12 protein-coding genes and 3 pseudogenes are annotated in these 14,007 nt (G+C 39.6%); 5 read left to right on the top strand and 10 right to left on the bottom strand.

The window, feature by feature from the left end; all coding sequences use genetic code 11:
- The first annotated feature begins 180 nt into the window (after positions 1-180).
- Positions 181-789, top strand: coding sequence for a hypothetical protein (locus ASU35_RS15080; RefSeq protein WP_058353808.1), 609 nt, complete (start codon positions 181-183; stop codon positions 787-789).
- Between the two features lie 747 nt (positions 790-1,536).
- Here ASU35_RS15080 and ASU35_RS15075 read toward each other — a convergent pair.
- From ASU35_RS15075 to ASU35_RS15045, 7 genes and pseudogenes are all read right to left on the bottom strand, one after another.
- A complete protein-coding gene (locus tag ASU35_RS15075; protein ID WP_147525470.1) occupies positions 1,537-2,439 on the bottom strand; it encodes a DUF5677 domain-containing protein in 903 nt (300 codons plus the stop codon).
- 13 nt (positions 2,440-2,452) lie between these two features.
- Entirely contained in the window at positions 2,453-4,210 is a 1,758-nt protein-coding gene (locus ASU35_RS15070; RefSeq protein WP_058353806.1) for a DUF262 domain-containing protein, read from the bottom strand.
- A gap of 137 nt (positions 4,211-4,347) precedes the next feature.
- Positions 4,348-4,827 (bottom strand): annotated as a pseudogene (locus tag ASU35_RS15065) (tyrosine-type recombinase/integrase); the annotation flags it as partial.
- A gap of 45 nt (positions 4,828-4,872) precedes the next feature.
- A complete protein-coding gene (locus tag ASU35_RS15060) occupies positions 4,873-5,778 on the bottom strand; it encodes an IS3 family transposase (RefSeq protein ID WP_058353805.1) in 906 nt (301 codons plus the stop codon).
- Positions 5,778-6,119 (bottom strand): transposase, encoded by a 342-nt coding sequence (locus ASU35_RS15055; RefSeq protein WP_058353804.1) that lies wholly within the window; start codon positions 6,117-6,119, stop codon positions 5,778-5,780. Before ASU35_RS15055 ends, ASU35_RS15060 begins: the two co-directional genes overlap by 1 nt.
- 357 nt (positions 6,120-6,476) lie before the next feature.
- A complete protein-coding gene (locus ASU35_RS15050; RefSeq protein ID WP_058353803.1) occupies positions 6,477-7,781 on the bottom strand; it encodes a sensor histidine kinase in 1,305 nt (434 codons plus the stop codon).
- A 19-nt stretch (positions 7,782-7,800) separates the two neighbouring features.
- Positions 7,801-8,517 carry a LytR/AlgR family response regulator transcription factor gene (locus tag ASU35_RS15045; RefSeq protein WP_083504339.1) on the bottom strand — a complete coding sequence of 239 codons (717 nt, stop codon included), beginning with the start codon at positions 8,515-8,517 and terminating at the stop codon, positions 7,801-7,803.
- Positions 8,518-8,696: 179 nt separating this feature from the next.
- Between ASU35_RS15045 and ASU35_RS15040 the strand changes: the two genes are divergently transcribed.
- Positions 8,697-10,154 carry a sodium:solute symporter family protein gene (locus ASU35_RS15040; RefSeq protein ID WP_058353802.1) on the top strand — a complete coding sequence of 486 codons (1,458 nt, stop codon included), beginning with the start codon at positions 8,697-8,699 and terminating at the stop codon, positions 10,152-10,154.
- Between the two features lie 75 nt (positions 10,155-10,229).
- A pseudogene (locus ASU35_RS20805) lies at positions 10,230-10,700 on the top strand (IS91 family transposase); the annotation flags it as partial.
- On the opposite strand, the gene ASU35_RS15030 reads toward ASU35_RS20805, so the two are convergent.
- Together ASU35_RS15030 and ASU35_RS15025 are read right to left on the bottom strand one after the other, a co-directional pair.
- Positions 10,686-11,240 carry a YobI family P-loop NTPase gene (locus ASU35_RS15030; RefSeq protein WP_058353800.1) on the bottom strand — a complete coding sequence of 185 codons (555 nt, stop codon included), beginning with the start codon at positions 11,238-11,240 and terminating at the stop codon, positions 10,686-10,688. The pseudogene ASU35_RS20805 and the gene ASU35_RS15030 overlap by 15 nt on opposite strands.
- Positions 11,241-11,262: 22 nt before the next feature.
- Entirely contained in the window at positions 11,263-12,462 is a 1,200-nt protein-coding gene (locus ASU35_RS15025; protein WP_058353799.1) for an ATP-binding protein, read from the bottom strand.
- Positions 12,463-12,578: 116 nt separating this feature from the next.
- Between ASU35_RS15025 and ASU35_RS15020 the strand changes: the two are divergent.
- Positions 12,579-13,478 (top strand): annotated as a pseudogene (locus tag ASU35_RS15020) (transposase); the annotation flags it as partial.
- Positions 13,479-13,498: 20 nt separating this feature from the next.
- Complete coding sequence (locus ASU35_RS15010; RefSeq protein WP_242861296.1) at positions 13,499-13,759, top strand: carbamoyl-phosphate synthase large subunit; 261 nt, start codon at positions 13,499-13,501, stop codon at positions 13,757-13,759.
- A gap of 84 nt (positions 13,760-13,843) precedes the next feature.
- Here the strand turns inward: ASU35_RS15010 and ASU35_RS20800 are convergent, their stop codons facing one another.
- On the bottom strand, positions 13,844-13,978 hold the full coding sequence (locus ASU35_RS20800; RefSeq protein WP_423229990.1) for a DUF6608 family protein: 135 nt from the start codon (positions 13,976-13,978) through the stop codon (positions 13,844-13,846).
- Positions 13,979-14,007 lie beyond the last annotated feature (29 nt).

Here is a 14,007-nt window from a genome sequence, read left to right as displayed (position 1 = left end):
GCATGAACCTCCGGTTATTAATTGTTTTTCGGCAACTCAATTATACCAAAACCAGATGGTTTCATGCTATTTTTTTCCAGTTATTATTGAATTTTCAAGGTGCATAGGCACTTATTCAAGTGCGAAGTTTGAGTTCTATAATGAAATACCTTTGGACTTTTTGGATTTATAGGAGGCCTTATGAAATACACCGAATTAGAACGAATTATCATCGATTTACCATTTGATGAGAAAAAAGATATATATTCCAGCAATGGTCAAACACTGTATGTAGTTCGCCCCCAAAAATTAAGTGAACGATTTAAAGAATATGATGCCAGCAAAAATATTCAAATATGGCTAAAGATTAATAACAAAAAGCCATTCAAACCAAATCACTTTCGCTTGCTAATTGACCTATATACAAGAGTTAGAGAATGCCCCGATTCAAAAGATACTTTACTTGAAGTATTCGATAGGATTTTCTATGGAGAAGACCCTCTTAATGTAATGCACATGCTTGATACATACCAATTCACACAAGCTATCAATCCTACCGATATTGCAGTAGTACTTGCACAATTATTTATTGCAGAGCAAAATGTAGGATTTGGTAAGAAAAGCAAGTATAATCCTCGCTCTCTGTATATTCAAGGTTGGATAAGAACTTTCATAAATGCAGACTATGAAATTGACCAGGTTATCTCTGGCATAAGCTATAATAGACCACCTCTCGTTGGTTATACAAAACAGGATGATAAAAATCATAAAGAATATAATCCGGATGCTCAACCATTATGGTATAAGTAAATAAAAGCCACAATCCCGGCAGTGACCTACCAACGATTGTGGCTTTCTCTGTTCAAAGTTTTGTATGTGTGCCATCGCTTAGTAGTCAGTTACTACTAAGGAATCCCCCCTCACATTTGCCTTTATCCCGATTCTTCCCATGAGCCTTAGTAGTCGAAACCGTAGTATTTGCAAGGCTTTCCGCCATATTCTGCCGTACTCTGCCCCACTTTGCAAAGTCCTGCATTATAGTAAAACTGGAGTGCCGTGGCATACGAAAAGCACTCTCGTTTTCATTTTTTACCTCCTAAAATGCCGTGAATTGCCGTGTTTTGGGGACTTTTGCGTACTCGCAAAAATCTACATAAAATCTGCATAATGTGACACACTATGCAAAATAAGGCAAATTAAGGCAAAATGTAATAGTCATTCGTAGTCAAAAAGTAGTAGGCTGCAAAGAGCCGGACTACTCTGATTTACCCCTAATTCCTATCGTTAATAGAATGGGGGGGGGCGGGGGGGGGTTCTACCTTTTAACGATAGAACCATAGGGGGGCGAACCCCCTGCGAGTAACTCCATAATATCAAATATTCTATCGGCTGTATGATTTTTTCATAAGAAAAGGCAGACGGCATTTGACCTGCCACCTGCCGTGTGTCATTTAGATAAAATATCAAGTTTTTAGGTTACCGCTTATGTTCATTTCAAACACAAAACATCTGATTGAACCTCATTTTTAGAATGTCCATAAACCTTCGTTACGTATTTTATTTGGGCATTTCATTTTCCTTCATTGCTTTATCCAACATATCTTGACAAACTCCAAATTCAAAAGTTATCCTATTAAAATCATCCATTTTATATGCTGCCTTTGATAATTTTGTATTCCAAAACAATTGTTCTTCTTTATCACATGTTCTTGTTCTTATACTATCAAAAGCAAAAAACATACTTAATAAAGAATAATTGAACACCGTTAACCAGCAACCTTTATCAGACTTTCCTAAGTCAAAAACAAATACCTGATCAGTACCATATTCTTCAACTGCGGGCTTACGATATAGTTTTGTTTTGCTGATATCTGAATGCTCAAATTTACTTCCCTCATTATACAATGTAATATACAGTCCAAATAATAATGCATCTTGTCTTGATAATTCAGATATACTCTTAGGTCTTATAATGATACTATTATCTTCTAATATTTGTGAGTTTTCAGCAATACAATCATTTAGTTTTTGAATATTTTCTTCGGATACTAATTGTTCATCAAGTTCAGTTCCATAATCTTCTATCATTTTCTTTATATTCTTGCAAGATAAAATTTGATTGATATGTGGCTGATAAAAATATTCTTTCACCCTAGTATTCTCGGCATCATCATAACAAAGATATTTAATCCATAACATATTATTAAATTGGCTTCTTGCTAATAAATAAGCCTCCTGCTCCATACCATTTTCCAACAAAAGAAGACAACTATCACACAAATTTATTTGCTTTGCCATCAAAGAAAGAACTTCTCTATACCAACTGTATTCATCTACTAGAATAATAGGACTACCTTCTTTAATTATTTTTTCAGAAATGTCATTAGTGATTTTTTTCAACATTTCCGTCATTTCTGGATAAAAACTTGCATTTATCTTACATTCCTCCTCTCCAATCATATAATCTATTGTATTACATCAATTCTTTCTTAAGTGCTGCTACAATCAGTTTTTCTCTCGCTTCTAGGAAAGATTCAAAATTACCAAATGACAAATCAACATCTGGGATATAGTGTTTTTCTTTATATGCCTTCAATTGATCTGGATTAGTAAATGATTCCTTTAACCACTCATCAAAATCCTTATTATTCTTTTCTTCATTTGGTGTAGCCTCTAGTAACTGTAAGTTTCCTAAGTAGTTCACATTCTCTATGTAATAAGAAATAGAATCTGTCGGAATTCCCCGCTTTTCCAACTTCTTTGGAGTAAATTTACTCTTTGGATAGATATGGTCAATGTGGAAATTATTCTTAAGGTCTGCCCAAGGATAAAGAACTGATAAAACAATCAAAATATCTCCAGAACCATATTTAGTCCATAACAAGTTATCAATGATATCATCAGTAAATGTAATATCACGGTTAGCACCACGAAAATGATTGGCAATCTTATCAAATGGGAAGGAGCCAGGATTATCATCAATAATTGTTCTTACAGGTTTCAATAATCCGTCCGGCATGAAACTAAATACCCTATTGAGCAATGATGCGATAAACCACTTTTTGATTAATCTTCTATCTTCAGTGTAATTGCTCGATGATACAAAGTTTGCCGGACTTCCAATAGACTTGATGTAGTATGCAATTGGAATAATTAAGTTATTTGATGTAATATTCTCTCTACTAAATCCAAATGAAGAAATTAACTCTACTGCCATTCTAAACGCATTTGTAAGTTCATCCCAGTTCTGCTCAATAACAAGCATATTAGAACGATTAAAATTATCAACCTTGAATGAAATATCGTTAAATCCACTTAATACAAGGCAAGCCTTTAGAATAATATCTTTACCGACATTAAATCCTCTTCCAATCATATTCACTTCGTCCATGAACTGATTAAGTTCTTCACGAGCATCTCTCTGCTGCCATTGTGCAGTTGCAAACGAAAGCAACAAATCAGAATAACTCAAAGTTGTTCCACCGCTGTTTACTCGGATGAAAATATTCAATACTTTATCAAGTTCTGTACTTTCTTCCAAATAATAACTGATGGTCTGATTTTTTCTGATTACAGTAAACAATTTAAATAATGCTTTATTTGCAAACTTAAAATTAGGATGTGCATTTAAGTTGTTGTCAATGAGAATATCATTTACTTCATATTCCTCTTTAACATCAAGAATATCCCCTATCTTATACCAGAAATACGCAGCATTTCCATTTGGGTCCTTCTGTGCATTCATGCTTTTTACTTCTGAGTCTGTCAAAAATCTAAAATCATATGTCAAATCAGTATCTTCTGATTCTCCCAGAACATTCAAGTATAGTTTTCTTGATGGATATGCCTGTGGATTGTCCCATCTTTTATGAGAAATCTTATATGCATAAGAACCTTTAAGTCCAATATATAAAGAAGTCATTCTTTGCTGTCCATCAAGAATAGCCATAATGTCATCAGACCCACTTATGTTTGCTTTAGGGTTATGCCTTCCTGTTCTCTGATGATAATCTCTTAAAAACTCATAGAAACTAAATTCTTTTGCTTTCTCCTTGGGCACCTTCCAAAAAAGAAATGCATTGATGGGATAATCCATCATAAGACTATCGAAAAGTTTCTCTATCTGCTTTGTACTCCATACAAATTCTCTTTGAATAGACGGCAATAAGTATTTCTTTGAATCAATATCTTTAATTACGCTCTCAATCGTTAATGCTGTTTGATAAGCCATAATGTCACCCCCGTGAACTTATAGTAGGATATAAAACACCTAATTTATATCATATCACAACATCTGCGTTTTTTCTATCAAAAAATGACCCCGGCAGCACATTGCCACCGAGGTCATCATTCTAATTTCTTTTATAATTATATTGCTTTGAACATCTTCTGTGTAATCGGCTTTTCTCCAGTTACCTTTTCGACTTCTTTCTTGGCCGCCTCAAGTTCTTCAAGCCTTATCATTTCATCCTTGGCATCGTCAAAGCCAAGGTGCGTGTAAACATTCATTGTTACCGAAATATCTGAATGCCCCATAAGGTACTGCAGGGTCTTTGGGTTCATTCTTGCTCTCGCCATGTTGCTACAGTAAGTATGCCTACAAACATGAGGGGTGATGTTCGGCATCTGCACCTTGAAAATGTCATTGTATCTTTTGACTGCGTGGTTGAATCTGTGTTCCCAATGCATGGCTACTTCTGGCATTCCATTCTTATCTCTGAAAAGGAATCCGACATAACCCTGAACCATTATCTCAGGAAGGTCTGTGGGTCTGTCTTCAATGATAGCCTGAAACATTTGATATACATCTTCTGTCATCGGAAGTTTCCTTGTTCCGGCATTTGTCTGATATTGTCAATATTACTTTACACTTTTTTCTCAAGGATGTTCGACCTATGCTGCCTCTTGTAATGAAGCATAGTACTTCTGTCGCTTAACCATTGGAGGCAAACCACCATTAGCGGAGCAGATTCTTCTGTCATTCCAATAGCTGATAAAATATCTCCAGATGAGAGTTTTTAACTGTTCTATCGTCATAGTGTTGGTATCGTAACGGTCATAAAGCAGTTCCTCTTTGAATCTTGCCCACATGCTTTCGCATCTGGCATTATCATGGCACCTGCCACCGGCACTATTCATGCTCTGGAGAATGCCATATTTATTGATTGCTTTACGGTATAACTCACTTGTATATTGTGTACCTCTGTCACTGTGAAGGATTGCACCACGGAGCATAGGATATGCCTTATAAGCATTATCTAAAGTCTGTTCACACAGGGTTGCTTTCATATTTGTATCCATAGCAAGGCCTAGCACTGCTAAATCGTAGCAATCAAAGATAGCTGAAACATAAAGTTTTCCATCAGAAGCTTTTATTTCGGTCATATCTGTAACACATTTTTCAAGTGGTTTTTCTGCTCTGAAGTCACGCTTCATTAAATCATCGGATTTTCGGGCTGTTTTATCCGCTTTTGTAATACCATTAGGCTTACGCTTGGGTTTATGGTTAAGGCCTATTTCTTCCATTACGCGATAAACAGTCCTATCGCTGGGAATATGGACTCCATCCGGCTGTTTAAGCTGTAATGCCTGATACATACGGATTCTTCCATAAGTGTCATTACATTCATCTTCCTTGCAGATATCCAGCATGGCATCTGCCAAAGGTTGGTATTTCCAGGGAGAATCCTTTGTTTTTAGGTAATTGTTGAATGCCTGCCTGGAAACTTTAAGTATTCTGCAATAAAAAGAAATTTTTCCCTTAATCCTGCCGTCTTCGGTTTTGATTGCAATAAACATTAATCTCTGTTTTTTGCTGACTTCCGACGGCTGGCTGCGAAAAAAGCACTTGCTTCTTCAAGAAATTCGTTTTCTTCCTTTAAACGGTGAATTTCTTTATCCTGCTCCTTAACACGTTTTCTGAGTTCAATAAGCTCATCGTTAAGGGATAAAGCATTCTTGGGTGTGTGAACCGCTTCATTTGCACTGAGAGGACCTTCTTTGAAGGCTTTAATCCAGGTGTACATGGCACCCTTTGGAATTCCTAATTCATTGGCGGCTTTATGTCCGCCAATTTCCTGTGCAAGCTTTACCGCCTGTGCTTTAAACTCATTGTCGTAAGATTTTTGATTCTGTGCCATAGGTTGTTTCTCCTGTTCTCGTATTGATTATGATTATATATCAAAATCCTTGAGAATAGGGTGTCAACTTTTATGATACAAGATCATTATATCAAAAGCCTCCATGCGAGGAATTATTTCAAAGACAAAAAAGAATAGTGCAAAAGCAAAAATATAGTACATACCGATGCAAATGAATAAACAGCCACAAAGCCTACGAACAAAGACTTTGCGGCTGTTTTGTCTTTTATTAACTGTCAAAGATGGAATCTTATACTCTATTATAAAAGCCGGATTTTCATTTGTCCACAAATTTCTCCATTAATTTTCTGTTACAATTTTTGCTGCACCTTCATCTTGTGGACACACCTGTGATTCTCATAGCCTTGTCCTGTCCACGATTTTAACCATGGCAGTAAACACATTTCCATCAAAATACACATCAAAATCATCTCCGGGCTGATTGAGGATCCGGCGGATGCTGAGAAGTCCCAAACCTCCGTCTTTTTTGCTGGATAAAATTTTTCCTCCATCTTCCCTGATCTTACCGGTATAAGAATTTTCCACCAGCATCATCAGGTGGTCTTCCATCCAGCGGGCTTTTACCCGGATGAACCGCCCTTCCTTCATCCTGAGACACGCTTCCATGGCATTTTCCAGAAGATTACCGATGACAATACACAACGTCAGATCATCAATGGGAACATGAGCAGAAAGATCCATATTGACTGAAAATTCAATCTTCCCCTGTTCCGCTCTTGATGCATATTCCTGCATGATACCGTTAACCGCCTGATTCTGACAGAATATCACATCTGCATTCTGTTCCAGTTCTTTCTGAAGATTCTGCAGATAACGGGTCTGCTGCTCCCGATCCATATGCACAAGCGCATGGATATGATGACGAAAATCATGACGAATAATTCTCACCTGCTCGATATGTTCCAGTGTCTGATTATAGTATTCTCTCTGCTGATTGATCAGTTTTCTGGCAAACTGAAGTTCTTCTTCTGTCTGCCTTCGTTCTATGACACCCAGAATACCGCTAAGAATCAGAAAATATACGGTCAGAATCATCACGCACATAATCAGGAAGAAAAACACATCCTCCAGCTCCCGATTGGCCAGAGATTCCCAGGTCAGAATGGAGTGGGTCTCCACATACAGCAGGAAACAGGACAATGTGGAATAAACAATAAGCAGCGCATATGTTCTGGCTGACAACTGTTCAAATAGAGAATGAAGCCTTTCTTTCATCCAGAACCGCGTTACGGTATAATAGCCTGCCGCCATCACCAAGGAAGTGATCACGCATAATTCTACGTGAGATAATAGTTCCTGCCTCCGAAAAAAATATGCTGTAAATTCTTCAAAGGAAATAGAGATCACCTCAAAAAGCCAGGCTGAAAAATAAAGAAATATTTTTTCAGACAGCTTTCCCTGGAAAAAGATCAGCAGTACCAAGAACAGCATCAGAAAAAAGGCCCCTCTGAAGATCAGAACTACTCCCTGCTCCACAGAAAACAGAGAATCAGCAGCTATCATGATCACCCACAGGTATACGGATATGGCAATAATATTTTCCCGGTCCCTGTATTTGGGTTCCAGGCATACAAATACAGGCATGATCCTTACAGCCAGATGGACCAGATCCTGAAGAACAACACAAACTTCTTCACTCATAACGATCCCCTTCTTTTGTTCAGAGCGTTTCCTTCAGACGATAGTGATAGTATGCATTTTTACTCTGCTTGTAAAAATTTCTGGATATGGGGATCATGATCCCTCCCTTCAGGCGGAAACAGGAATTCATCATCTCCTCCACCTGTTCCAGATTCACAAGGTAGCTCTGATGGCATCGAAGGAACATCCCATCTGACTCCAGATTCTCCTGGATCTGTGACAGCTTTTGACCAACACTCAGCACCTCCCCATCAGTCAGCATCACATATACCCGATGAAGCCGGTTCTCAAAGTAAGCCACCCGTTCCAGCTGCAGCTTCAGAGGCACCCGGTTATATGTCAAAGAAATAAATTTTTTTCTCTGTCCCAGTTTCTGTTCCAGCACCCGGTCCATGGTTTCCTCGAACCGTTCTTTTTCCACCGGCTTTAAAATAAACCCGGACGCATTGACACGGTATCCTTCTACGGCAGATTCCAGAGAGGATGTGATAAACACGATCACAGGATTTTTCACCTTTTTTCTCAGACTGCCTGCACCATCGATTCCTGATATTCCGGGCATCATCACATCCAGAAGATACAGTTCATAGGAATTATCAGAATTCAAAAGATCTTCCATGGAACCAAAGGCATCCACTGAAGCCTCCATCTGCCTTTCTTCAAAAAAACATTCTGTATAATCTGCTATCATCCGACATTCTTCCAGTGTATCATCACATACAGCAACCCTCAGCACTCGCTTCACCCACTTTTCTTGAAGTTATGTATGTTATCATTTTATGTTTAAAACTATGATTCGTCAAGTTCGGTTCAATCTTCATATTTGGTATCTTTTCTACATATTCTGTTATTTTCTTTATATTTTGCCTATGCTAAAATTTATGTATGACAATTATTTACATAGGAGGGTTTTGTATGGGTAATAATCTTTTGGTAACAGTCATTGTTGTAGTTTACCTGCTTCTGATGCTGTGGATCGGCTGGTACTCTTCCACAAAGATCACCAGCAACACCGATTTTATGGTGGCAGGTCGTCGTCTGGGTCCGATTCTGATGGCAGGTACTCTGGCAGCCACGGAGATCGGCGGCGGCAGTTCCCTTGGTGTTGTGCAGAATGGTATGTCAGGCTTTGGTCTCAGCGCCCACTGGTATATCACCACTATGGGAATCGCATTTGTAATCTTAAGCTTTATCGCACCAAAATTCCGTGCAGCGACCGTAAAGACGGTTCCGGAATATTTCCGCAGACGTTACGGAAAATCCTGCGGCCTTATCACCGCTATCATCATGCTGCTTCCGCTGATAGGTCTGACTGCCGGACAATTTATCGCTTCCGCAGTAATTCTTTCTACCATGCTGAATATTGATTATCAGGTGGCTGTTGTGATCGTTGCCGTTGTGGTAACTGTTTATTCCATCATGGGCGGTCTGTGGAGCGTTACTCTCACCGACTTTATCCAGGTATTCCTAATCGTGATCGGTATGATCATTGCCGTTCCGTTCGCCATGAATTATGCAGGAGGCTGGGGCGCTGTTACTTCTAATATTCCAGAAGGTACTTTAAACATGTTCAAGGGCTATGATCTGTTCGGCATCATCTCTCTTGTCATCATGTACACCGCCACCTTCTCCGTAGGGCAGGAAGCCGTATCTCGTTTCTATGCCGCAAAGGACGAAAAGGCAGCAAAGGGCGGCGCGTGGCTGGCAGCTTTGGTAAACTTTATTTACGCATTCATCCCAACGATCCTGGGCATCATCACTCTGGCTCTGATCAATATGGGCAAATTCAGTGCTGAGCAGTTTGCGTCTGTAGGCGCACGTTACGCACTTCCTGTACTGGCCATCAACACCATGCCGGCTCTGATCTGCGGCCTTCTGTTTGCCGGAATCATTTCCGCAACCATGTCCAGCTCCGACTCCGATCTGCTGGGCGCCGGTTCCATTTTCGCAAACGACATTTACAAAGCAGTTCTGAAACCGGACGCTTCCAGCGAATCCGTTATGAAAGTCACCAAGATCGTTATGTGCCTGGTGGGTATCGCATCCATGTTTATCGCTCTGTTCAATACTCAGAGCATCGTTTCCATCCTGATGTTCTGCTTTACCTTACGTGCTGCAGGTTCTTTCTTCCCATACGTTATGGGGCATTACTGGAAGAAAGCTTCTAAGGCGGGAACCATCGCTTCCCTGATTGCAGGAACCATTGTTGTCGTTTATCTGGAGCATGTATCCGGCGGCGTACTGTTTGGCATCAAGTTCAGTCAGCCCATCATCCCCGGACTGGTTGCTGCATTGATCGGATTTACCCTCTTCTCCTGCCTTATGCCTCCGGCTGAAGAAACGACAGAACTGGCACCGGAAGAAGCAGACTAAAAAGTAAAAAAGTGTCTCCGACACTTCAACTCCCCTGCCCCTCAATCTTGAGGGTCAGGGTTTCTTTTTGCTGCTATTTCGTTTATGATTCACTGCGGTGATCCATCTTTCGGTGATGCAATGTATGGCTGCCCTGAATGCGGAAAACTCACTTTTGTTCCCTTCCGCTGTCACAGCCGTTTCTGCCCTGCCTGTGGCAATAAATATGCCATGGAACGCACTACCAGTATGTCCTTTAAGCTGGTTAATGTCACACACAGACATTGTGTTTTCACAATCGACGAAAATCTTCGCGAATTCTTTCTCAAAGACCGTTCTCTGCTTGATTGTCTGTTTCATTCCGTAAACAGCGTGATCTCTCGTATGTTTCACAATCTGGACAAATCCAGGAACTTCACTCCCGGCTTCATCATGGTGTTACATACATTTGGCAGAGATCTGAAATGGAATCCCCATATCCACTGCCTCATATCGGAAGGCGGATACAGTGATGACGGCTTCTGGCGTCATGTCAATCCCTTTAATTACACATTATATAAAGAAGCATAATAATCCAATTACGATAATCCCGTCTATCATTAAAGCATAGGGATGTGTAGATAGCTCTAAAACTGTTTTAAAGCAATTCGTGGGTAAAGTTAACACATAGCTTTTCCACTGATTAAAACACACAAAATAGACAATTGCAGTTAAAAGGGCAATAGTTTCCAATGTTTTTACTATAACACTGCCAGTGCTAATTCTCTTTTTCACTCTGAAATTGGTTTGAGGAATTTTATCTGATGGGATCTGATGTATTAGCTGATTTAAAATTTTTCCCTCTAAAACGGATTCCTTAACCTCTGGTTCATCTTTTTCACTTGGTGATTGAAAATGTGCAAGTGAAATATGCAGAAAGCGTAAGCTACTATGATTTTTCTTATATGAAGCCAAAACGCTACTATTTCCGGCACTATATGCACCGGAAATAGCTACATTTTTAATATCAGGATTTTGAAATACATAATCTATTGCTTCCTCATAAACAGCTAAATCCACATCATCAGTTGGTGTCAGCCTCTCGAATTTATATTTGCTTTCTGCCATATTCGTCACATCCTCTCTTGTTTCAATACTCAGCACTAAGCAAAAAATCCGCCAAGTGTACGATTTTTACACCATTGACATTTCCTGCGGCCAATTCGTCCAACGTCACAACATATTTAGGGTAGTGATCCTTGATTTCAAGGAGATTGGCGATTTCCCGATCAGATTCCTCCGGCAACCTACGGCATACCTGAACGTAGATACGCTCGTCGCGCCGCACTGCCACAAAGTCAATTACTTTCGTTTCGTTTTTTCCGATATAGACCTCATAACCTCGACGCCGCAGCTCAAAATATACGATGTTCTCCAGCATAGCTGCGATTGATTTTGGATTAAATCCCATGATGCAGTATTTTAGGGACGCATCTGCCAGATAGAATTTTTCCTGGGTTTTCAGTACAGATTTTCCCTGCAAATCATACCGCTGGCAGCGATAGATCACAAACGCCTTTTTCAGCCAGTTCAGATAGTTATAAACCGCCTCCACCGACAGGGAACGCCCCTCGCTTTTGAGAAACTTCGCAATGGCATTGGCCGAAAAGGTCTTGCCCACATTTTCCACGATATACTTTACAACACGGTTAAATAAATCAAAGTTCGTGATGTTGTGCCGTTTTGTAATATCGTTCGTAATAACAGAGTTATAGATGCCCTCTACGATCTGATAGGCGGAGCGTTCGTCAAAGTTGCTCAGCGCCACAATGGGGAAACCGCCCAATCGCAGGTATTCGTTTAACAATTCCTTTGGAGAACGGGAATCTGATTCTTTGAATTCCAAATACTCAGCAAAAGATAACGTATAAACCGGAATGGAAATGTACCGCCCCGTCAAGTAGGTGGATATTTCGCTGGACATCAGCTTGGAATTGGAGCCGGTCACATAAATATCGGTGTTGGCATTCTCCAACAGACTATTGACCGCTTTTTCCCAACCTTCGATTTCCTGTACTTCATCCAGCAAAAGGTAGTAGCGCCCTTCGTCGGTCATTTGCCCCTTTATACCGTTATACATATCTTTGTCGGTCATACCATCATCAAAATCCTCCGACGTATATCGCATACTGATAATATGGTCTGCGGCAATCCCGCTTTCCAGCAGATCATCCCGCAGCATATCTAAAATTGTGGATTTGCCACAGCGCCGGATTCCCGCTAATATCTTCACAATCGGAACATCCCGATAGGTTTTCAGCGTATTCATATAGTTTGACCGGATAATCATATCGCTCGCCTCCTTATTCCTTACTCATAGTATATCGAAAAAGTTTGGAAATATCAATAGTTTTTACGTTCAATCCGTAAAAACTTATTGTGTGCCAAAACTTTTTTGTGTTGGATGGTTTGGATATGATGGATAAGGTGCCACATTTTTCTACGTTCGGGAAAAACTATACTAGACGTTTTAAGGATACAGATCTTTTTGAGCAGATATTTTCCCATATCCTGATGGAGTGTTATAAATTTAAGCTGGTTGACCCTGCTGAGGTTTTTGTAGATTCCACTCATGTAAAGGCAAGAGCCAATAACAAAAAGATGCAGAAACGCATTGCCCACGAAGAGGCCTTGTTCTATGAGGAACTCTTAAAAAAGGAAATCAACGAAGACAGGGAGGCTCATGGGAAGAAACCACTGAAAGGAAAGGATGACAAGGACGATGATGATAACGACAGTACACCATCGGCCGGAGGTGATCCTAAAGAATTCACAAATGACATCCCAAAAGATACGAAAACAATAAAGTGCAGCACTACTGATTCTGAAAGCGGATGGTTCCGCAAAGGAGAGCACAAAAATGTATTTGCCTACGCAATAGAAACTGCCTGTGATAAGAATGGCTGGATACTTGGTTATACTATCAACCCGGGGAATCAGCATGATAGCAGGACTTTTAAGGGACTGTATGATAAGATTAAGGATATCGGCATAGAAACACTGGTTGCAGATGCAGGATATAAAACTCCAGCGATTGCAAAGCTTTTGATAGATGATGGGATGAAACCTCTTTTACCTTACAAAAGGCCAATGACCAAAGATGGATTCTTCAAGAAATATGAGTATGTATATGATGAGTATTATGATTGTTATATTTGTCCCAACAATCAGGTGCTGACATATCGTACAACAAACAGAAACGGATACAGGGAGTATAAGAGTTGTGGAGCCGTCTGTGGGGAATGCCCTTATCTTTCACAATGTACTGAGAGCAGAGATCATGTAAAAACAGTAACCCGCCATATATGAATATACGACCTGTTATCTTGAATGACGAAGATCCTGAATACACTACAACAGGCATCTATTTCGGTAGTGAAGCTATTTTGAGAATACGAAACATGCTTGAACAGTGGCAGGAAATGAAAGAAAAATACGAGAATAACGAAATTACTAAAGAAGCCTTGCAGGATTGGAAAGCGAACTATCCAGAAAGCCTGAAAAAAGATTATGTTCCCTTTGAGGAAAGCAATGTAAAGTTCTATAGAAAAGGTATATCTGCTAAGATTCCACCGGATATAAAATAAGCACAGAAAAAGCACATAGCTGAAAGATTTTACAATCTTACAGTAATGTGCTTTTATTTGTATCAAAAATATTAAGGCAGATGTTTATTTTTTCCGTTTAGAAATATTCTTATAAATTAATATTCCCACATAAACTATAATATAAGCAATTGTATCATTTATAAATATATCTCTGTACGCATTAGGATGTAGTGTTAATGATTTCCTGAGCTGTCGCAGGACTGCTCTTACGCACTGTCATTAGGATG

The sequence above is a fragment of the Acetivibrio ethanolgignens genome, from assembly GCF_001461035.1.
Classification (GTDB): domain Bacteria; phylum Bacillota; class Clostridia; order Lachnospirales; family Lachnospiraceae; genus Velocimicrobium; species Velocimicrobium ethanolgignens.
This window is presented reverse-complemented; position numbering and strand designations above follow the sequence as displayed.